The 16,626-nt window shown below is 67.5% G+C and carries 21 protein-coding genes; 9 read left to right on the top strand and 12 right to left on the bottom strand.

What is annotated here, in order from left to right:
- Positions 1-57: 57 nt before the first annotated feature.
- Both CV023_RS12810 and CV023_RS12805 read left to right on the top strand, forming a co-directional pair.
- A complete protein-coding gene (locus CV023_RS12810) occupies positions 58-840 on the top strand; it encodes an enoyl-CoA hydratase (protein ID WP_230746177.1) in 783 nt (260 codons plus the stop codon).
- 45 nt (positions 841-885) lie between these two features.
- Complete coding sequence (locus tag CV023_RS12805; protein WP_230746175.1) at positions 886-1,818, top strand: NAD-dependent epimerase/dehydratase family protein; 933 nt, start codon at positions 886-888, stop codon at positions 1,816-1,818.
- Between the two features lie 16 nt (positions 1,819-1,834).
- Here CV023_RS12805 and CV023_RS12800 read toward each other — a convergent pair whose 3' ends face one another.
- The 5 genes from CV023_RS12800 to CV023_RS12780 all read right to left on the bottom strand — a co-directional run bounded on the left by CV023_RS12800 (position 1,835) and on the right by CV023_RS12780 (position 7,016).
- The gene (locus tag CV023_RS12800; RefSeq protein WP_230746173.1) at positions 1,835-2,650 is read right to left on the bottom strand and encodes an SDR family oxidoreductase; all 816 of its coding nucleotides are present in this window, start codon (positions 2,648-2,650) and stop codon (positions 1,835-1,837) included.
- A 1-nt stretch (position 2,651) separates the two neighbouring features.
- Entirely contained in the window at positions 2,652-4,346 is a 1,695-nt protein-coding gene (locus CV023_RS12795; protein ID WP_230746171.1) for an FAD-binding dehydrogenase, read from the bottom strand.
- A 96-nt stretch (positions 4,347-4,442) separates the two neighbouring features.
- Positions 4,443-5,381: a prephenate dehydratase gene (pheA, locus tag CV023_RS12790; protein ID WP_230746170.1), complete on the bottom strand. Its 939-nt coding sequence runs from the start codon at positions 5,379-5,381 to the stop codon at positions 4,443-4,445.
- On the bottom strand, positions 5,378-6,130 hold the full coding sequence (locus CV023_RS12785; protein WP_230746168.1) for a glycosyltransferase: 753 nt from the start codon (positions 6,128-6,130) through the stop codon (positions 5,378-5,380). The genes pheA and CV023_RS12785 overlap by 4 nt, the downstream gene beginning before the upstream one ends.
- Positions 6,131-6,137: 7 nt before the next feature.
- Complete coding sequence (locus tag CV023_RS12780; protein WP_230746166.1) at positions 6,138-7,016, bottom strand: DUF5926 family protein; 879 nt, start codon at positions 7,014-7,016, stop codon at positions 6,138-6,140.
- Between the two features lie 75 nt (positions 7,017-7,091).
- On the opposite strand from CV023_RS12780, the gene CV023_RS12775 reads away from it, so the two are divergent.
- Positions 7,092-7,910, top strand: a complete 819-nt coding sequence (locus tag CV023_RS12775) for a DUF1707 SHOCT-like domain-containing protein (RefSeq protein ID WP_230746164.1) — start codon at positions 7,092-7,094, stop codon at positions 7,908-7,910.
- Between the two features lies 1 nt (position 7,911).
- Positions 7,912-8,739 carry a DUF1707 SHOCT-like domain-containing protein gene (locus CV023_RS12770; RefSeq protein ID WP_230746162.1) on the top strand — a complete coding sequence of 276 codons (828 nt, stop codon included), beginning with the start codon at positions 7,912-7,914 and terminating at the stop codon, positions 8,737-8,739.
- A 42-nt stretch (positions 8,740-8,781) separates the two neighbouring features.
- On the opposite strand, the gene CV023_RS12765 is transcribed toward CV023_RS12770, so the two are convergent.
- Positions 8,782-9,696 (bottom strand): GTP pyrophosphokinase, encoded by a 915-nt coding sequence (locus CV023_RS12765; protein WP_230746160.1) that lies wholly within the window; start codon positions 9,694-9,696, stop codon positions 8,782-8,784.
- A 173-nt stretch (positions 9,697-9,869) separates the two neighbouring features.
- The gene (locus tag CV023_RS12760) at positions 9,870-10,661 is read right to left on the bottom strand and encodes an exodeoxyribonuclease III (RefSeq protein WP_230746158.1); all 792 of its coding nucleotides are present in this window, start codon (positions 10,659-10,661) and stop codon (positions 9,870-9,872) included.
- Between the two features lie 115 nt (positions 10,662-10,776).
- Between CV023_RS12760 and CV023_RS12755 the strand changes: the two genes are divergently transcribed.
- A complete protein-coding gene (locus CV023_RS12755; protein WP_230746156.1) occupies positions 10,777-11,601 on the top strand; it encodes a thioesterase family protein in 825 nt (274 codons plus the stop codon).
- The gene (locus CV023_RS12750; RefSeq protein ID WP_230746154.1) at positions 11,598-12,371 is read left to right on the top strand and encodes an SDR family NAD(P)-dependent oxidoreductase; all 774 of its coding nucleotides are present in this window, start codon (positions 11,598-11,600) and stop codon (positions 12,369-12,371) included. The genes CV023_RS12755 and CV023_RS12750 overlap by 4 nt, the downstream gene beginning before the upstream one ends.
- A 351-nt stretch (positions 12,372-12,722) precedes the next feature.
- On the opposite strand, the gene CV023_RS12745 is transcribed toward CV023_RS12750, so the two are convergent.
- From CV023_RS12745 to CV023_RS12725, 5 genes are read right to left on the bottom strand one after another with little or no spacing between them, the layout of a single operon-like run.
- A complete protein-coding gene (locus CV023_RS12745; protein WP_230746152.1) occupies positions 12,723-13,316 on the bottom strand; it encodes an alkaline shock response membrane anchor protein AmaP in 594 nt (197 codons plus the stop codon).
- The gene (locus CV023_RS12740) at positions 13,313-13,882 is read right to left on the bottom strand and encodes a DUF6286 domain-containing protein (protein ID WP_230746150.1); all 570 of its coding nucleotides are present in this window, start codon (positions 13,880-13,882) and stop codon (positions 13,313-13,315) included. The genes CV023_RS12745 and CV023_RS12740 overlap by 4 nt, the downstream gene beginning before the upstream one ends.
- A complete protein-coding gene (locus tag CV023_RS12735) occupies positions 13,879-14,244 on the bottom strand; it encodes an Asp23/Gls24 family envelope stress response protein (RefSeq protein ID WP_230746148.1) in 366 nt (121 codons plus the stop codon). Before CV023_RS12735 ends, CV023_RS12740 begins: the two co-directional genes overlap by 4 nt.
- Positions 14,245-14,248: 4 nt before the next feature.
- Positions 14,249-14,431, bottom strand: coding sequence for a hypothetical protein (locus CV023_RS12730; protein ID WP_230746145.1), 183 nt, complete (start codon positions 14,429-14,431; stop codon positions 14,249-14,251).
- A 38-nt stretch (positions 14,432-14,469) separates the two neighbouring features.
- Positions 14,470-14,931 carry an Asp23/Gls24 family envelope stress response protein gene (locus CV023_RS12725; protein ID WP_230746144.1) on the bottom strand — a complete coding sequence of 154 codons (462 nt, stop codon included), beginning with the start codon at positions 14,929-14,931 and terminating at the stop codon, positions 14,470-14,472.
- Positions 14,932-15,108: 177 nt separating this feature from the next.
- On the opposite strand from CV023_RS12725, the gene CV023_RS12720 reads away from it, so the two are divergent.
- The 3 genes from CV023_RS12720 to CV023_RS12710 are packed head-to-tail and all read left to right on the top strand — an operon-like array spanning position 15,109 to position 16,515.
- Positions 15,109-15,672: an RNA polymerase sigma factor gene (locus CV023_RS12720; RefSeq protein WP_230746142.1), complete on the top strand. Its 564-nt coding sequence runs from the start codon at positions 15,109-15,111 to the stop codon at positions 15,670-15,672.
- On the top strand, positions 15,669-16,166 hold the full coding sequence (locus CV023_RS12715) for a hypothetical protein (RefSeq protein ID WP_230746141.1): 498 nt from the start codon (positions 15,669-15,671) through the stop codon (positions 16,164-16,166). Before CV023_RS12720 ends, CV023_RS12715 begins: the two co-directional genes overlap by 4 nt.
- Positions 16,156-16,515 carry a hypothetical protein gene (locus tag CV023_RS12710; RefSeq protein WP_230746140.1) on the top strand — a complete coding sequence of 120 codons (360 nt, stop codon included), beginning with the start codon at positions 16,156-16,158 and terminating at the stop codon, positions 16,513-16,515. The genes CV023_RS12715 and CV023_RS12710 overlap by 11 nt, the downstream gene beginning before the upstream one ends.
- The last annotated feature ends 111 nt before the right edge of the window (positions 16,516-16,626 follow it).

Raw genomic sequence — 16,626 nt, 5'->3', positions numbered from 1 at the left:
GCGGGATTCGGGCACAGCGTCCGCATCGGTCGAGTCGAACTTTGGCAGAATGTGATTATGTCCGACTCAATTGTATTCTCACTCCTCGACGACGACGGCGTCGCGTCCGTGACGATCAACGAGCCCGAAACCCGCAATGCGCTGTCGCGGTCCGTGATGGCAGAGCTCAGTGACACCCTCACCGAGGTGGGGCGGCGGACCGATGTGCGCGCAGTGATCCTGCGGACCGCGGGGCACGTGTTCAGTTCCGGTCATGACCTCAAGGAGATCCGCGGTGCGGATCTCGAGACCCAGCAGGCGACGTTCGCCGCCTGTGCCGAGCTGATGCAGACCATTCAGGCGATCCCGCAGCCGGTCATCGCCGAGGTTCAAGGGGTGGCCACGGCGGCGGGCTGTCAGCTGGTGGCCGGATGCGATCTCGCGGTGGCGGCCCGTTCGGCACGGTTCGCCACTCCCGGGGTGAAGATCGGCCTGTTCTGCTCGACGCCGATGGTCGCCCTCTCCCGCGCGGTGCCGGCGAAGACGGCGATGCGGATGCTGCTGACCGGTGAGTTCCTCTCCGCCGAGGATGCCCTCGGCTTCGGTCTCATCTCCGACCTCGTGGCCGACGAGGAGCTCGAGTCCGCGACCCTGGAGCTGGCGCGCACGGTCGCGTCCGCCTCGTCGGCTACAGTTGCCATAGGCAAGGCGGCGTTCTACGAACAGCGTGAGCTGCCCCTGGCCGAGGCCTATGAGCGGATGTCTCAGGTGATGGCGGAGAACGCGATCGCCGCCGATGCGCAGGAGGGCATCGATGCGTTCCTGGGCAAACGGGAACCGCACTGGCAGCACCGAGGTTGATGAGCGTGGTGAGGTTCGGAGCAGACGGATGAGGGAGGAATCGACGTGGCGGTGATTGTGACCGGAGCCAGCGGCTTCATCGGCGGTGCCATCGCGCGTGCGCTGGCCGAGCGCGGTGAGACGGTCTACGCACTGTGCCGACGCGACCCCGAGCTGCCCGGCGTGAACTACCAGCACTGGGACATCACGCAGCCCGCACCGGCGCCCGTGCAGTCCCTGGCCGCGAAGGCCACCGCCGTCTTCCACTGTGCCGGCATCGCCTCGATCAGCGCCGCTGACGACGATCTCTATGCGGTCCGGGTGACCGGGACGAGGAACGTCCTCGACGCCTTCCCGAAGGCTCGGATCGTCCACCTGTCATCGACGACGGTGTACTCCTCGACCGCTCCCCACTCCGACCTGTGGGAAGAGGCCGGACCGAAGGACCCCCAGGACTTCGGCGATGCCTACTCGCGTACCCATGCCCTTGCCGAACAGCTCGTGGCCCGGATCCGCCCCGATGCCGCGATCCTGCGGCCGGCAGCGGTCTACGGTCCGGGCGAGACGATGCTCATGCCCTTCCTCCGCGACAGTGCGAAGCGGGGAGTGCTGCGGCTGCCGGGCGGCGGCCGTCAGAAGATCACCCTGACCCATGTCGACAATGTCGTGCGGGCGGCGCTCGCCTGTCTCGATGTGCCCTCGGCGTCGGGCCCGTTCAACATCGGCGACCCCACCCCGTACCGGCTCAAGGACGCCGTGGCCACGCACTTCGCGAGGATGGGCTACGAGCCGGTCGTCATCGAAGGCGTTGCCAAGGACAAGGCGCTCGTCTCGGCGAAGGTGGGACTGAAGATCCGGACCTTCTTCAAGCGCGGGGATATGGCCAGGCTCTTCCTCGTCGAGTACCTCCAGCACGACCGGACCTACAACCTCTCGCGGCAGCAGCGGGTGCTCGGGATCTCGACGACCCAGCACCTCATCCCGTCTCGGTTCCAGTAGGAGGAGGGGCCCGCCCTCAGCGCCCCGACAGCCCGTGTTGGCGGGCGACGATCCGTGACATCACACCTCGGGGGAGTGCCCGCTTGAGCAGGAACGGCAACGGCGAGCGACTGCCCACCGAGTAGAACTCGCGGGGCCGCTGCGCCTCGATGGGCTTGAGGATGGTCGCCGCGACCGTGTCGGCGGAGATCCCACCGCGCTCATTGGCATCGAGGTGCTCAAGCATCGTGCTCACGTCCTCGGCATAGACGGAGCCCTCATCGAGGTACTTCGTGCGTCGCTGCCCGATCCCGGTGGCGATCGACCCGGGTTCGACGACGCTGACCCACACGCCGAATGGGGAGAGCTCCTGTCTGGCGGCCGTGGCGAAACCGCGCAGCGCCGCCTTCGAGGCGACGTAGGAGCTGCGATGGGCCAAGGGGAAGCTCGCGAGCATCGACCCGACCATGATGACGCGACCGTGCCCACGGGCGCGCATATGCGGGAGCACCAGCTGACTCAGCTGCACCGCGCCGAAGACGTTCGTGCGGAACAGCCGCTCGATCGCCGCGACCGGCAGCTCCTCGAACGGTCCGGACTGGCTCTCGCCGGCATTGTTGACGAGGATGTCGACCTCGTCGAGACGGCCGGCCAGTGCCGTGATGCTGTTCGGTTCGGAGAGGTCGAGCGGCAGATAGTCCACGCCGGGGATCCGGGCGGATTCGGCGATCGCTTCGGGGTTCCGGCTGGTCGCGAGCACCCGGGTGCCGCGGGAGGCGAGCATCCGGACCACGGCCGCTCCGATGCCGGAGGTGCCGCCGGTGACGAGCGCGGTGCGGTTGTTCGACGTCATCTCAGTTCCCTTCACTTGAGCCATCTGCCACCCCGCGCCCGGCCCGCAGGCCCGAGAAGATGCAGCCGCCGAGGAAGGTGCCCTCCAGCGCGTTGTACCCGTGCATGCCGCCCCCGCCGAAGCCGGACACCTCACCGGCGGCGAAGAGTCCGGGAATCGGTGCACCTGAGCTCCCGATGACCTGCCCGTCGAGGTTCGTCTCGAGCCCGCCGAGGGTCTTGCGGGAGAGCAGGCTCAACCGCACCGCGATGAGCGGACCGTGAGCTGGATCGAGGATCTTGTGCGGCTTGGCCGCCCGCACGATCTTGTCGCCGAGGTAGGATCGGGCATTGTGGATCGCCTGGACCTGCGCGTCCTTGGAGAACCCGTTGTCCATCTGCCCATCGCGTTCGACGATCTGGGCCACGAGCCGGTCGTGGTCGATGAGCGGCCCACGCGAACGGGCGTTCATCCCCGCAACGAGCTCCTCGGTGGTCTCGGCGACGACGAAGTCCGAGCCGTAGCGTTTGAACGCCTCGACCGGTGCCGGCGCATCGCTCGAGCGCACCCGATCGAGCGTGACCCGCAGGTCCTTCTTCGTGATGTCCGGGTTCTGCTCCGAACCCGAGAGGGCGAACTCCTTGCGGATGATCGACTCGTTGAGCACGAACCACGAGTAGTCGTACCCGCTCTCGAGGATCGTGCGCATCGTCCGGTTGGTGTCGAAGCCGGGATAGTTCGGTGCCGGAAACCGTCGGCCCTCCGCATCGAACCACATCGACGACGGGCCCGGGATGATCCGGATGCCGTGATTCGGCCAGATCGGATTCCAGTTCTCGATGCCTTCCGTGTACGCCCAGATCCGGTCCCGGTTGATCAGGCTCGCCCCGGCGTCCTCGGAGATGGCGAGCATCCGCCCGTCCACATGGGCGGGAACCCCGGCGAGCATCGTGTCCGGGAACTCGCCGAGGCGCTCGACCGGCCAGTACCTGCGCATGAGATCGAAGTTGTGCCCGATTCCGCCGCTGGTGACGATCACGGCAGGAGCGCGGAGCACGAAGTCCTCGCGCTCCTCCCGGTTCGAGGCCACCCCGCGGGCGGTGTGGCTCGGTGACAGCACGCGTCCGCGCACCCCGACGACGGCGCCGCCTTCGGTGATGAGTTCGTCCACGCGATGGCGGAACGCGAAGTCGACGAGGCCGTTCGCCTCGGCGCGTTCGACGGGTTCGCGGAAGACCCGGACCACCTCGGGGCCGGTGCCCCAGGTGAGGTGGAAGCGCGGCACGGAATTGCCGTGTTCGGAAGCCCCTGAACCGCCGCGTTCGGCCCAGCCGACGATCGGGGTCAGGCGCAGCCCCAGGTCACGCAGGTAGCTGCGCTTCTGCCCGGCGGCGAACTCGAGATAGGCCTCGGCCCACTTCCGCGGCCAGTGGTCCTCCGCGCGGTCGAAACCCGCCGAGGTGGCCCAGTCGCGTCGTGCCAGCTCGAGGGAGTCATGGACGCCGAGGCGGCGCTGCTCGGGGGAATCGATGAGGAAGAGTCCGCCGAGGGACCAGAACGCCTGCCCGCCGAGGTTGGCCCGGTTCTCCTGATCGAGGACGAGGACTCGTCTGCCGGCCTGGGTGAGCTCGTGGGCGGCGACGAGTCCGGCCAGGCCGGCTCCGACGATGATGGCGTCGACCTCGGTGGACACCGGGGGCGTGGTGGGTGAGCTCATCGTGGGCGACTCCTTCGTCGGCGGTCGGATCGATCGATCCCTCTGCCCCCAGATTACTGGGCAGTACCGCGGGTCGCCACCGTCACCTCGGCGACCTCAGCCGCGCAGGGTCGACTCCAACCAGGCCGCCGCGGATCCGAAGGACTCGTCGGTGGTCGTCGGATCCACCGGCACCGCGGAGCCGTCCGCGCTGGGGTAGCTGCCGAGGAACCACAGCTTCAGGGTCACCCGGTGGACGCCCTGCAGGGCCTCGGCCATCCGTGCCTCATGGATGTGGCCGAGCAGGTCGATCGAGAACTGGTAGAGGCCGAGCCCGTCCCCGGTCGGCCGGGATTCGATCCGCGACATGTTGATCCCGCGGCTGGAGAACTGTTCGAGCAGTTCGAGCAGGGCGCCGGCACGGTCGGAGCGCAGGGCCGCGACTACGGTGGTCTTGTCCGCGCCGGTGGCCGCCGGGATCGGACCCGGACGGGAGACGACGACGAAGCGGGTGACCGCGTCCTGGCGGTCGCCGATGTCATCGGCGATGACGTCGAGCCCGTAGCGTTCGGCCGCCAGGGCCGGACACACCGCGGCCACATGGTCTCCGGCGTCATTGGCCAGATCTCTCGCGGCTGCGGCCGTGGACGAGGTCGGCAGATAGACGGCATCGGGGAAGTGTTCGGACATGAAGGTCCGCACCTGGGCCTCCCCGTGGGGGTGGGAGCCGAAGGAACTCAGCGACTCTCGCGGAGTCCCCGGCTTCACGGCGAGGACGAAGCGGACGGGCACGACCACCTCGGCGATGATCTGGAGCCTGCCGTGCTCGGTCAGAGCATCGATCGTGGCCGGGACTCCGCCCTCGACGGAGTTCTCGATCGGGACCACAGCGGCATCGCAGTCGCCCTCGAGGACGGCGGCGAGGGCCGCGGCGGCATTGCGCATCGGCTGGGTCGTCGCGGTCGAGGCCAGGCCCGTGTCGTCGAGGTACTTCAGCAGCGCCGCCTCGGTGAAGGTGGCTTCGGGTCCGAGGAAGGCGAAGCGGTTCGCGCTCACTTCCCGCCTCGTTTCGCGCGCAGACGGCGGACGAGGATGGCGCGGGCGACGTCGCGGTACTGGGCGGCACGGTGCAGCTGCGCCTTGAGGTCTCTGCCGGTGACCCGGTGGTGGAGATCGCATTCGACCTCGGTCACCCGCAGCCCGGCGTTGACGACGTCGATGGTCATGGCCGCTTCGACGCCCCAGCCGGCAGCGAAGGGCAGGGCCGCGTCGAAGGCCTCCCGGGACAGGCAGCGCATGCCCGAGAGCGGCTGGGTGGCCTCGAAGCCGGAGAGTTCGGCGATGCCCTTCTTCGCCAGTCCCACAACGAAGCCGAAGCCGCCGCCCTTGCGCTTCTGCGCCGGCAGGATCGCGATCGTCATATCGGCCTCGCCGGCGAGCACCGGAGCGGCCAGCGGCGCGGTGTTCAGGGCGGAGTCCTCGAGGTCGCCGTCGATGAACAGCAGGGCCCGGTGCTCGGGTTCCTGACCGGGATCGGCATCGGAGATCTCCCGGTTCCGGATCGCGAAGGCCCCGGTCATTATGGCTGCGGCCTTGCCCTTGTTCTTCCGGTGGGTGACCACCTCGGCACCGGCCCGACGGGCCAGGGGACCGGTGTCATCGGATGAGCCGTCGTCGACGACCATGACGATGTCGACGCCGGGAATCTGCTTGGCCGAGGCCACGGTCGCAGCGATCCGCTCGGATTCGTCCATCGCGGGGATGATCGCGGCGATCGCCGCGGGGGCGTGGGAGTTCTCAGGCATGGCCGCCTCAGTGGATGGTCAGCTGGCGGGCGACGATTCCCGAACGAACCCGGCGCGCCTCGGTGCTCAGCGGCTGGCTCGTGTTCAGGACCTCGTCGAGGCGCTTGCCGAACTCGGCGATGGGCTCTTCGACATCGTCGACCTGGGTGCCGAACTCGAGCTCCCAGACGGGCACGATGATGCCGTGGGCGCGGAAGTAGCCGAGGAAGGATCCCGGCCCGCCGAGGTCGTTGGCCTTCTCTGCCTGCAGGCGGGCCAGCGCATCGACGATCCGATCCTCGCCCTCGGGGCGGGCCCAGCGGACGTAGGTGCGCCCGGACATCTCGGTCCAGTAGGCCGAATTCACCGAGGCGAACTTCTCCGTCGGGGCGATCGACTCATTGGCCTGTTCGAGGGCCGCGGCGACGTCGGAATCGGTCTCTGCCTCGGGCAGCTTCCAGTAGTCGAAGGTCTCGAGCACGCGCACATCGAAGGGGTGGGTGACATCGAGGATGTCCTGCAGTCGGGGGCCCTCGCCGGGCTCGGTCGTCGACTCCACGGACGACCCGGGTGCCGCCTCGGCGGCGGTGAGGATTCCGCGGGCGACGTCACGGGAGGGATCGGTCGAGGACACGGGCACCTGCATGCCGGCGAGGATCTGCCCGTCCTCACGGTGCCAGGCCTGCCAGGCGGCGGGCAGCAGGGAGGTGATGGTGACCTCGCGACCGCCGAACTCCTCCTTGAGCTTCGCCGTCGCAGTGGCGGCGGGCACGAGCTCGCGCAGGCAGATGAGGTCGGCCTCGAAGGGCAGGTCCGCGAACGGACGCGCCACGAAGGCCGTGGCCTGGGCCCTGGCCAGACGCTTGGCGATGAGATCTTCCTTGGAACGCTTCGACTTCTTTCCCATGGGATGCAAGTCTAGTCGGTACGCGCGCGTCAGCCGCATCATGCATCGCCGCAGACGCTGTGGCATCATTTTCTGGTGACTTCCCTGCGGCCCTCTTTCGCTGAGCGCGATTCCTTCCGTTCGGCACTGTCGCAGGCGTACGCGGACGGACGCATCGACGATGCGGAGTTCGAACGGCGCTCTACCCTCGTCGAGTCCGGTGACAGCGCCGATGAACTCCGTGAGGCGCTGGCGGACCTGCCGCAGCCGGAGACCGAGTTCCCGACGACGGTGACTCGTGCCGAGGCTCTCGACCGACAGCGGCGGGGCAGAACGTCGACGAAGGTCAGCCGCCGATCGCTCTTCTTCATCGGTGCCGGAATCCTCGGTGCCATCGGCGGGTTCAGCGACGGCCTGGGCGGCGGATCGGGGGAGCCGGCAGCCGAATCCACGCAGTCGCAGACGACCGACTACCCCACAGACGCGACCGCGATCGAGGGCGTCGTCGCCGCGGTGAAGAAGAAGGGATACCGGGACTTCCAGTTCATGAGCTTCTCCTCGGGCGACTTCACCGCGAGCGCGAGGAGTCCGAAGAACCGCAGCGGACTCGACTCGATCCAGAGCTACGGGGGCGACGAGATCGAGGTGCAGCCCTCCGCGCACCTGGGCCGAAACGACTCCCTGTTCACACTCGAGGGCATGGACTTCGACCTCATCCCCACGATGTGCCGCGGCGCTCTCGACAAGCTCGGGGGCAAGACCGTCACACGTGCCGAGATCACGACGTCCGGCGACGGCGAGCCGACGATCTCGGTCTACGTCGAAGGCGATGACTACGGCGTCGGTTCGGGCTCACTCGAATGGACGAAGGACGGCAGCCAGCTTCTGCGCATCGCCCGGCAGGATGAGGACTGAGATGGCGAATAGGAAGACATCACTGCGGCCCTCCCGCGACGAACGGGAACCGTACATCACGGCGATCAACGAGGCCCTCGCCGACGGTCGGATCGACACCGCCGAGCAGACCGAGCGCGTCACGGCCGCCGAGGGTGCCGAAAGCTTCGACACCCTCGACGGACTCGTTGCCGACATCCCCTTCCACTGGGAGGACGAGACACTCGAGAAGGAGCAGAGGCGGGTGAGTCGTCGCCGGCTCCTCTCCGGCGCGGCAGGCGTCGTGCTCATCGGTGCGGCGTCCTATTTCGTCACCGACCGCGTGTCCGCGGGCATCTCGGGTGCCGCCGAGTCATCGGCCGAATCATCCGCCGAGTCGACGACGGACCCGGCGCAGGAACCGACTCCCGAGGGCTCCGTTCCCACGGACCTCGTGGAGGTGAGGCTGTGGCAGAAGGACACGATGCCCACGGCGATCGGAGCCGCCGCCGACGCCGGCCTCACCCGATTCGCCGCGGTCCGCGGCTCTGGGGACACGCTGTCGGTGACCGGGCGGACGAAGGAAGGCACAGGGAAGGTCGTCAACTTCGCGAAGGGCAGCGCTCCGGTGGTCGATGACGACGACGCGGGCGGAACGAAGTTCGCCGACGCCGAGAAGCTGCGCAAGGTCGACCTCAAGAAGCTCCACGACGAGGTGGCCTCGGACCTCGCGGAGGACGTCGCCGAGCATTCGCTCGACATCAGCTGGGATCTGGGCTCCGAAGAGTTCGTGATCGGCATCAGGGACTTCGAACACAGCTTCCGGTGGTCGCTGGACACACTCGAGCGCCTCGAAGACGGCACTGTCTGACCCGGAAGGATCCGGCGTCGGCCCCCGGCCGGAGAACCCGCCTCAGCGCTCGTCGGCGACGGGGATGAAATAGCGGGTGGTGTTCGACTCGTCCATACGCACCTGCAGCTTGTCCCCGGGATGCGGGAAGGCCGAGTGCTCGGGATTGTCCGGGGTCAGTCCGAGATTCTCCAGCCGGATGATGCCGTGCCGCCCCACCTCGTCGGCGGCGAGGACATAGGAATGGTTGAGCTCGCGGATCGTGACTTCGATGGCCGGATCGGCCATCTCCTCGAGGTCATCGAGGTCCCGCGGCGGTGAGGCGTTGCCCATTCCCAGATAGGCCCCGACATCGTCGGCGATGAAGCCGGCGACGGAGTCCGCCTCGGCGAGCAGACCGGAGAGGATGAGGGAGAGCCGTTCCTGCTGGGCATCGGACTTCAGCGCTTGACCGGGCTTGAACAGATGCTCCTCGGCGAGCACGCACCAGGCGTCCTGCATGATCGTGCGCAGCTGGAGTTCGACGAGGACCGAGGGTTCGGCGTCGAAGGGGACTTCGATGATGAGGTGCCGGCCGCGGTACCCGGAGGGTTTCGGTCCGGCGGAATAGTCGCGCACCTCGGCGACGGAGAGGTTCGAATCGTCATTGCGGTCGACGAGGAGGTTCCACAGGGCCGACTGCTCACGTTCGGTCCGGCACACCACGCGAGTCCCGACGACATCGATGACCTGGTTCTCCACCTCGACGGCCTCGTGGATCTCATCATTGGCATCGGCGAGCTTGCGTCGCAGCTTCTCCCCGGTGCGGAGCCGATCCTTGATCCGACCGGCGGCCAGGCGGACCCGGTCGCCAGCGAGGAGCGGGGAGGTGGAGCGGGCGGACTCGACCCAGTCGTTGACCGTCTCCAGGGCGGCCCGCCATGTGGATTCACGCCGGTCGTAGGCCTCATCGACCAGTTCGCGGACAGTTGCTGACATCCTCGTCACCTTCCTCGCTTCTGCTTCAACTTCACCAGAAGACGAGAGGGATGTCCATGCTTTCGGTCCGAATGGTGGTCGGGAGGAGGACGCAGGAGCGTCGATCGGTGTCGGCGCGGCGAGCCGCGAGCGGTCTGCAGGTCGTATCTGCAGGTTTTATCTACGGGGCGTATCTACAGGTCGTAGTCGATGATCACGGGTGCGTGATCGGAAGCGCCCTTGCCCTTGCGCTCCTCACGGTCGATCGAGCCCGCCGCCGCGGTCGATGCCAGGGCCGGAGAGGCGAGCTGGAAGTCGATGCGCATCCCCTGCTTCTTCGGGAAGCGCAGCTTCTGGTAGTCCCAGAAGGTGTAGACCCCGGGGCCGGGTGTGAATTGGCGGGAGACCTCACTCATTCCCGCGCCGAGGAGGTCCTCGAAGGCCCGACGTTCGGCATCGGAGACGTGGGTGGCACCCTCGAATTCGGCCATGTCCCACACGTCCTCGTCCAAGGGGGCGACGTTGAAATCGCCGCAGAGCACGAGCTTCCGCTCGGGGTCCTGGGTCAGCTGTGCCGAGATGTCGGCGGTCAGCGCCTTGTACCAGTCGAGCTTGTAGCCGTAGTGCGGGTGATCGAGCTCGCGGCCGTTGGGCACATAGAGGGAGTACACGCGCACGCCCCCGCAGTCGGCGGACAGGGCGCGGGCCTCGACCACGGGCTCCTCGCCGAAGGAGGGGATGTCGGCGAAGCCGATCTCCGTGTCCGCCAGGCCGACCCGAGAGGCGATCGCCACTCCGTTCCACTGGCTGAAGCCGTGGAAGCTGACCTCGTAGCCGCGGGAGGTGAACAGGTCCTCCGGGAACTGTTCGTCCTTGCACTTGAGTTCCTGTATGGCCAGGACGTCGACATCGGTGCGATCCAGCCAGGCCCCGATGCGATCGTGGCGGGCGCGGATCGAGTTCACATTCCAGGTAGCGATTCTCACCCTCCCACCCTAAGCGGTGGAAGCCCCGGGCAAAAGCTCCGTCCCGGGCACATCTGAAGAAGCGGACGACCTCCCCGAGGCGCTGCGCTCAGGCCGGGGCCGTTAGTCTGAAGACATGCCTGAAGCACCCAACAATCACCTCGGCCACGACGGTGCACCCGTCCCGGACTCCCACTATGTGCGACTGGCGGAGGACCGCCTGGTCTCCACCCTGCACAGCCAGGGCGCCTGGCAGCCGGGTGAGCAGCACATGGCCCCGGCCTCCGGTCTCGTCCTCGCCGAGATCGAACGTCGACTGCCCAGCGACAAGCTGGTCTCACGGATCAGCTTCGACATCCTCGGCGTCATCCATTCCGGCGAATTCACCATCGACGTCGACGTGATCCGACCGGGTCGGACCATCGAACTCATCGAGGCGACGATGCGCCACGGGGACCGAGTGAGCATCAGCGCCCGGGTGTGGAGGCTGCAGGCCGGCGACACCACGACGGTGCAGGGAGACGAATGGCCGACGCTGCCGCCCGTGTCCGAAGTCCCGGAGATGGCGTTGGAGCAGCGGTGGGGCGGAGGGTTCATCGGCTCTCTCGAGGGTCACCAGGCCGCCGATGCCCGCCCCGGCTATGCCCGGTCCTGGGTCCGCTCCCCCTATCCGCTCGTCGACGGGGAGATCGATCCGCCGACCGCCGCCTTCGTCAAGCTCGTCGACGCCGCCAACGGACTGGCCGTGCGTGAGGATCCGCGGACGACCTTCTTCCCCAATGTCGACCTGACGATCCACCTCACCCGCGTGCCCGAACCCGAATGGGTCGGCTTCGAGACGAAGGTGGCCTTCGGTCCGACCGGCGTGGGTGAGACGACGACAGTGCTCAGCGATGTCAGCGGTCCGATCGGGACCGCCGCACAGTCGCTGACGGTGCGGCTGGGCCAAGGCGCGAAATGATGCGCCCGCGCGCTCTCATCACCGGAGCCTCCTCCGGTCTCGGACGCGGGTACGCCCACAACCTCGCCGCCGACGGCTATGACCTCGTCCTCGTCGCCCGCAGCGAGGAGCGTCTGCGAGAGCTCGCGGAGAGGCTCGAGTCCGAGCATCGGATCCGCGCCGAGGTGGTCGTGGCCGACCTCTCGACCCGCACCGGAATCGACGCGGTCGTCGCCGTGATCGAACAGAGTCGGGTCGACGTCCTCATCAACAACGCCGGCTACGGGCTCAAGCACAGGCTGCTCGAATCCACGCCCGAGGAGCTGCGAGACCAGGACACGGTCTTAGTCGGTGCGGTGAGGGAGCTGTCCCTGGCGGCAGCGAGACGGATGCGGGATCGCGGCCGCGGCGGCATCGTCAATGTCTCCTCGATGGCGGCCGTGACGACGATGGGTCTGTACGCGGCCGCGAAGATGTCGACACTGGTCTTCACCGAGGCGCTCGCCGGCGAGCTGCGCGGCACACCCGTGACCGTCACCGCGGTGCTGCCCGGATTCATCAAGACCGAGTTCCATCAGCGGCTCGGAGTCGAGCGCAGCGGTCCCGACTGGATCTGGCTGAGCGTCCGACAGGTCGTCGCCGAGTCGCTGCGCGACGCCCGTCGGGGCAGAACCGTCTCGGTTCCCGGAATCACGTACTCTCTGGCCGCGCGGGTGGTGCCCTTCGTCCCGCGCCGACTGATCCGTCGGGGTTCGGCCGGCTTCGCCTTCGGACGCCGGCGCGAAGACTGAGGTCAGCGGAGGTCCGGGTTACGACAGGCGTGGGAAGTTGAGGCGTAAATCACCTGCGGCAGTGGCTCTGACCAGCGCATATCTGCGCACGAACTGTGCAGAATCGCACTCACCGGTGTGCAGAAGTGATCTGGTCAATCTTTACAAGCGGCCTCGAAGTGTGGTCAAATTGTGGTGTTCGCCCGGTGGGGATCGGGTGAACATAACGGACGTATGGGGATGCGTCCGGGTACTCGAGGGGAGTGCTGCGAGGACCCCGGGATGTCGCGATTACGCGCCCCGGGGTCTTTGTCATTCACAGATGCCCGCAATGGCTCGCGTTCTCAGCGCTCACAGCTCGCGCCGCCGCGCTCACAGGGAGACGCTGCGCTGCCGGCGCTGTTTCGTGCGGGCGATCCCGACCTCGACGGCCACGGTGGCCAGCGGAGAGCCGAGCGCCTCGGCGCAGTTGCGGGTGACGCGCTGTGCGATGTCGGTGACCACCGCATCGATGTCGGCGCGTTCGTCGACATCGACGTGGAGGACGAGTTCGGGCTGTTTCGCACTGCCGCGCAGAATCGCCTCGGCGTCGACGACCTCGGGGGTGGCTTCGAGGTCCTCGGCGACCGCCTCGGCGATGACGTTCGCGGTCACCGTGGTCACGCCGGTGCGGGCATCGCGCTGGAGTCGCAGCGGTTTCGCGGCGTCCTTGCGTGGGATCTGGGCGGCCAGCCAGCGCAGCCCGATGACGGCGAGGATGATGGCCGCGACCAGCGCAAGCAGCGCCGAGAACGGGAGGGCGAAGACTCCGGCCACCGGCTGCAGGTCGGACTGCGCGCCGAGCCCGGGGACGACCGCCTCGGCGAGGCCGAAGCCGATCGCGAGGATGGCCAGCCCACCGAGAGTCAACAGCAGTCCGATGATGATCAGGCCGGTGCGGTTGGCACCTGCTGCCATTCGTCTCATGCCTGCCTCCTGAGTGCGTGGACCTTGACCGTCGGGGTGCGGTCGAAGGAGATGGATTCGAAGCGCTCCCGGACCGCGGCCTCGACTTCGTCACGGATCGGGGCGTTGTCCCGGACCGGGGTCGAGAACGTCACGATCGTCGACTTCGCATTCGATGCCGCGCGGACACTGGACACGCCGTCGACCGAATCCGCGGCGGCAGCCGCGAGGTTCGACAGCGCCGAGGTGGGCAGTGCCACCTCGAAGCGTCCGATGTGTTCGGCAGGCTCCGCCCGATAGTCGCTGAGGCGACGGGCACCGGGGGAGATGCCTGCGATGACGAAGACGAATCCGAGCACTGTCAGGACCACACCGACGCCGATGACCGCGGCCGCACCCCAGTTCAGGGTGCCGAGCGCGTCGAGTCCGGGGTAGCCCGAGTTCATGGCGGAGTCGATGGTCCCGGTGGCGACGATCGCCGCGACGCCGATCCAACCGAGTGCTGTTGCCAGAAGCAGCAGCACGATCGCGAGGATGACGGCAGGAACCACGCGGGCCGGTCGGGTGCGCAGAAGACGTGTGCTCATGCCAGACTCCTTGCTCCGCGGCCGCCTGCAGCGGACTCGGGTTTGAGCCACCGGACGGCGACATCGACCTGACGGACGGTGACGCCGGTGAGGTGCTCGACCTCGGTGCTCAGGCGTTCGCGCACAGTCTCGGTCGCCTCGGTGATGGAGGACGGATAGCTCAGGCCCAGCTGCACCGCGAGGGTGCAGCTGCGACCGGAGAGAGTCACGTCCACGGACGGTCGATTCTCCAGGCTCGAGTTCGCACCGATGCCGAGGAATCCGGACGTCGTGCCGCCGACTCCGGGCAGGCCCTTGAGGATCTGCGAGGCGGTCTTCTCGACGACCTTGTCCGCGATCGTCAGGGTGCCAGGTGACGACACGGCCCTACCTCCGAGTGGTCGAACGGGAGCTGAGGGCGTTGAGGTCGAGGCGACCGTCGAGCACGAGGCCGACGACCAGGCCGAGCCCGCCGCAGATCGCGACGACGAGGAACGCGAGGAATCCTCCGAAGTACGCGACGATTCCCAGCGTCAGTCCGACGAGGAGACCGATGAGTGTTTTCGACATGACAATCCTTCCGCCGAGGCGGTCAATGGGATGGTGGGTCAGTTGAGTTCGGGTGCGTCCGAGGCAGGCTGATCGTCGTCCTCTTCGGGCAGGTGGACATCGGTGACGTCGATGTTGACCTCGACGACCTGGAGTCCGGTGCCCTGCTCGACGGCGCGGATGACGTTGCGGCGGATCGCCTCGGCGACATCGACGATCGAGGTTCCGTACTCGACGACGATGGTCAGGTCGATCGCGGTCTGCTTCTCGCCCTTCTCCACCGAGACTCCGCCGGAGACGTTGGTCTGCGAGCCGGGGATGCGGTCGGTGAGGGTATCGAAGGCGCGGCGTGCGGCATTGCCCATTCCGTAGACGCCGGGGACCTCGCGAGCGGCGATGCCGGTGAGCTTGGCAACGACGTTCTCGGCGATGGTGGTGTTGCCCATATCGGTCACGAGCGGGCTGCGCACGTCATCGGCAGTGGTCGGCTGGGTCTTGGTGGTCTGCTGAGCTTCAGGCATCGTTCTTCCTTTTCGCTTGAGGGGTGCTGACATCGGTACAGACGCAGGTGCCGAGGAATCCTCACGCGGTTTCGCAGAATTTTTCTGAGAACTTCGGAACGAGGGGTTGGGCGGGCGCGCCCGATCCACTTCGTCTGGAGTCTGTTCACATCGCTCCTGGTGACATACGATGTGATCATGGCAAGGGAAGATGATCGATTCGACATCGTCACCCTCGTCGTGCGCGCCAGGGAAGGTGATATCGAGGCCTTCGAAGCGCTCGTCGATCGTTACGAGACGAAGCTGCTTCGGTTCGCCTGGCGCACGCTCGGTGACAAGCAGGATGCCGAGGACGTCGTCCAGGACACGCTCGTGCAGGCGTGGAAGTCGCTGACCGCTCTGGCCGAACCGGCCGCTTTCGGCACCTGGATCTACCGGATGGCTTCGAATCGGTGCACGGACGTGCTGCGCCGCAGGATGGCCCGCCCGGCGGAGGCGCAGGATCCCGCGGACATGGGCCATCACGCCGATGGGACCGCCTCGGTGGAGAACTCCGTCGAGGCGCGCACGGCCCTGCAGCATTTCTCGCAGGTGATCCAGACGCTTTCGTCGGAGCAGCGTGTAACCTGGGTGCTCCACCAGTTGGAAGGACTCAGCTACTCCGAGGTGGCCACTACCCTGGGAATCAGCGAGGGCAGCGTGCGCGGCCGCATCCACCGGGCCCGCGTCGCCATTGCCGAGGGGATGGAAGGATGGATATGAGCGGCCCAAACGACGGTTCCGGTGATCTGCCGGATCCCGGGGAGGTCGAGCTCGAATGGAACTCCGACTCCCATCTGCGCGACGTCATCGATGAGTACATGGACAGCTTCGAACCCGGCCCGGACGACACGGCTGGGGTGCGCGAACGGATCCTGAAGATCGTGCGCGAGGACATCCGCCGCGGTCCCGCGACCCGACTGACCACCGAGCGCGGGAATCCCTTTGCGATCGCCGACGCCTCGGTGCGCTCGATCGTCCGCGACGCCGTCGACGCGGTCGACGGCATCCGTGCCCGCAGCGTCGAGGTGACACCGGCGGGGGAGCCGCAGGGCTCTGCCGCGGAGGTGTCCCTGACTGTGGCCATGCGTGCGGGCGTATCTTTCACTCCCACCGCCGAGGTGGTCCGCACCAAAGTGGCCGAAGCGCTGGTCTCCCAGCTGGGGATCCCAGCGACCACCATCGATATCGTCGCCGAGGATGTGTATGTTGACTGAACAGACTGCCGATGGGGACTTCGACGAGACGGCGATCTCCCAGCGTCTGACCGATTCCGTGACTGGAGTCGACGGAGTCACCGCCCTGGCTCCGAGCCTGCGCTACATCGTCGCCACCGCGACGGCGCGAGTGCTGCGACGATCCGGTGGAGTGCCGGTCGGCGTCGATGTCTCCCGGACGGCCGGGGGAGTGCGGGTGCGTGTCGACGCCCACCTCGATGACAGCCGCCCCGTCACCGAGATCGTCGATGAGATCTTCGCCGTCATCGAGGTCGATCTCGTCGCCGGCACCGAGGAGCCTCTCGGCGAACTCGAGATCGACCTCCGCGTCGTCACCCGCGGACACTGAGGCACGCCAGTCGCGGACACTGAGCCGCCTCGGCCGCGGACACTGCATCGCGAACGCCGCTGAAGAGCTGCCACGACGCGAAACGGCCCCCTCCTCGGCTCGCGGTCCCGC

Source organism: Brevibacterium sp. CCUG 69071 (genome assembly GCF_021023135.1).
Taxonomy (GTDB): Bacteria; Actinomycetota; Actinomycetes; order Actinomycetales; family Brevibacteriaceae; genus Brevibacterium.
The sequence above is the reverse complement of the archived record's forward strand: the minus strand, read 5'-3'. Positions and strand labels throughout refer to the sequence as shown.

What these genes read in the sequence shown, in the direction of transcription:
- CV023_RS12710 (WP_230746140.1), top strand. Translation starts at nt 16,156, where the DNA reads ATGTTGACTGAACAGACTGCCGATGGGGACTTCGACGAGACGGCGATC.
- CV023_RS12720 (WP_230746142.1), top strand. Translation starts at nt 15,109, where the DNA reads ATGGCAAGGGAAGATGATCGATTCGACATCGTCACCCTCGTCGTGCGC.
- CV023_RS12755 (WP_230746156.1), top strand. Translation starts at nt 10,777, where the DNA reads ATGCCTGAAGCACCCAACAATCACCTCGGCCACGACGGTGCACCCGTC.
- CV023_RS12715 (WP_230746141.1), top strand. Translation starts at nt 15,669, where the DNA reads ATGAGCGGCCCAAACGACGGTTCCGGTGATCTGCCGGATCCCGGGGAG.
- CV023_RS12785 (WP_230746168.1), bottom strand. Translation starts at nt 6,130, where the DNA reads ATGCCTGAGAACTCCCACGCCCCCGCGGCGATCGCCGCGATCATCCCC.
- CV023_RS12795 (WP_230746171.1), bottom strand. Translation starts at nt 4,346, where the DNA reads ATGAGCTCACCCACCACGCCCCCGGTGTCCACCGAGGTCGACGCCATC.
- CV023_RS12725 (WP_230746144.1), bottom strand. Translation starts at nt 14,931, where the DNA reads ATGCCTGAAGCTCAGCAGACCACCAAGACCCAGCCGACCACTGCCGAT.
- CV023_RS12770 (WP_230746162.1), top strand. Translation starts at nt 7,912, where the DNA reads ATGGCGAATAGGAAGACATCACTGCGGCCCTCCCGCGACGAACGGGAA.
- CV023_RS12765 (WP_230746160.1), bottom strand. Translation starts at nt 9,696, where the DNA reads ATGTCAGCAACTGTCCGCGAACTGGTCGATGAGGCCTACGACCGGCGT.
- CV023_RS12810 (WP_230746177.1), top strand. Translation starts at nt 58, where the DNA reads ATGTCCGACTCAATTGTATTCTCACTCCTCGACGACGACGGCGTCGCG.
- CV023_RS12780 (WP_230746166.1), bottom strand. Translation starts at nt 7,016, where the DNA reads ATGGGAAAGAAGTCGAAGCGTTCCAAGGAAGATCTCATCGCCAAGCGT.
- CV023_RS12745 (WP_230746152.1), bottom strand. Translation starts at nt 13,316, where the DNA reads ATGAGACGAATGGCAGCAGGTGCCAACCGCACCGGCCTGATCATCATC.
- CV023_RS12750 (WP_230746154.1), top strand. Translation starts at nt 11,598, where the DNA reads ATGATGCGCCCGCGCGCTCTCATCACCGGAGCCTCCTCCGGTCTCGGA.
- CV023_RS12800 (WP_230746173.1), bottom strand. Translation starts at nt 2,650, where the DNA reads ATGACGTCGAACAACCGCACCGCGCTCGTCACCGGCGGCACCTCCGGC.
- CV023_RS12730 (WP_230746145.1), bottom strand. Translation starts at nt 14,431, where the DNA reads ATGTCGAAAACACTCATCGGTCTCCTCGTCGGACTGACGCTGGGAATC.
- CV023_RS12740 (WP_230746150.1), bottom strand. Translation starts at nt 13,882, where the DNA reads ATGAGCACACGTCTTCTGCGCACCCGACCGGCCCGCGTGGTTCCTGCC.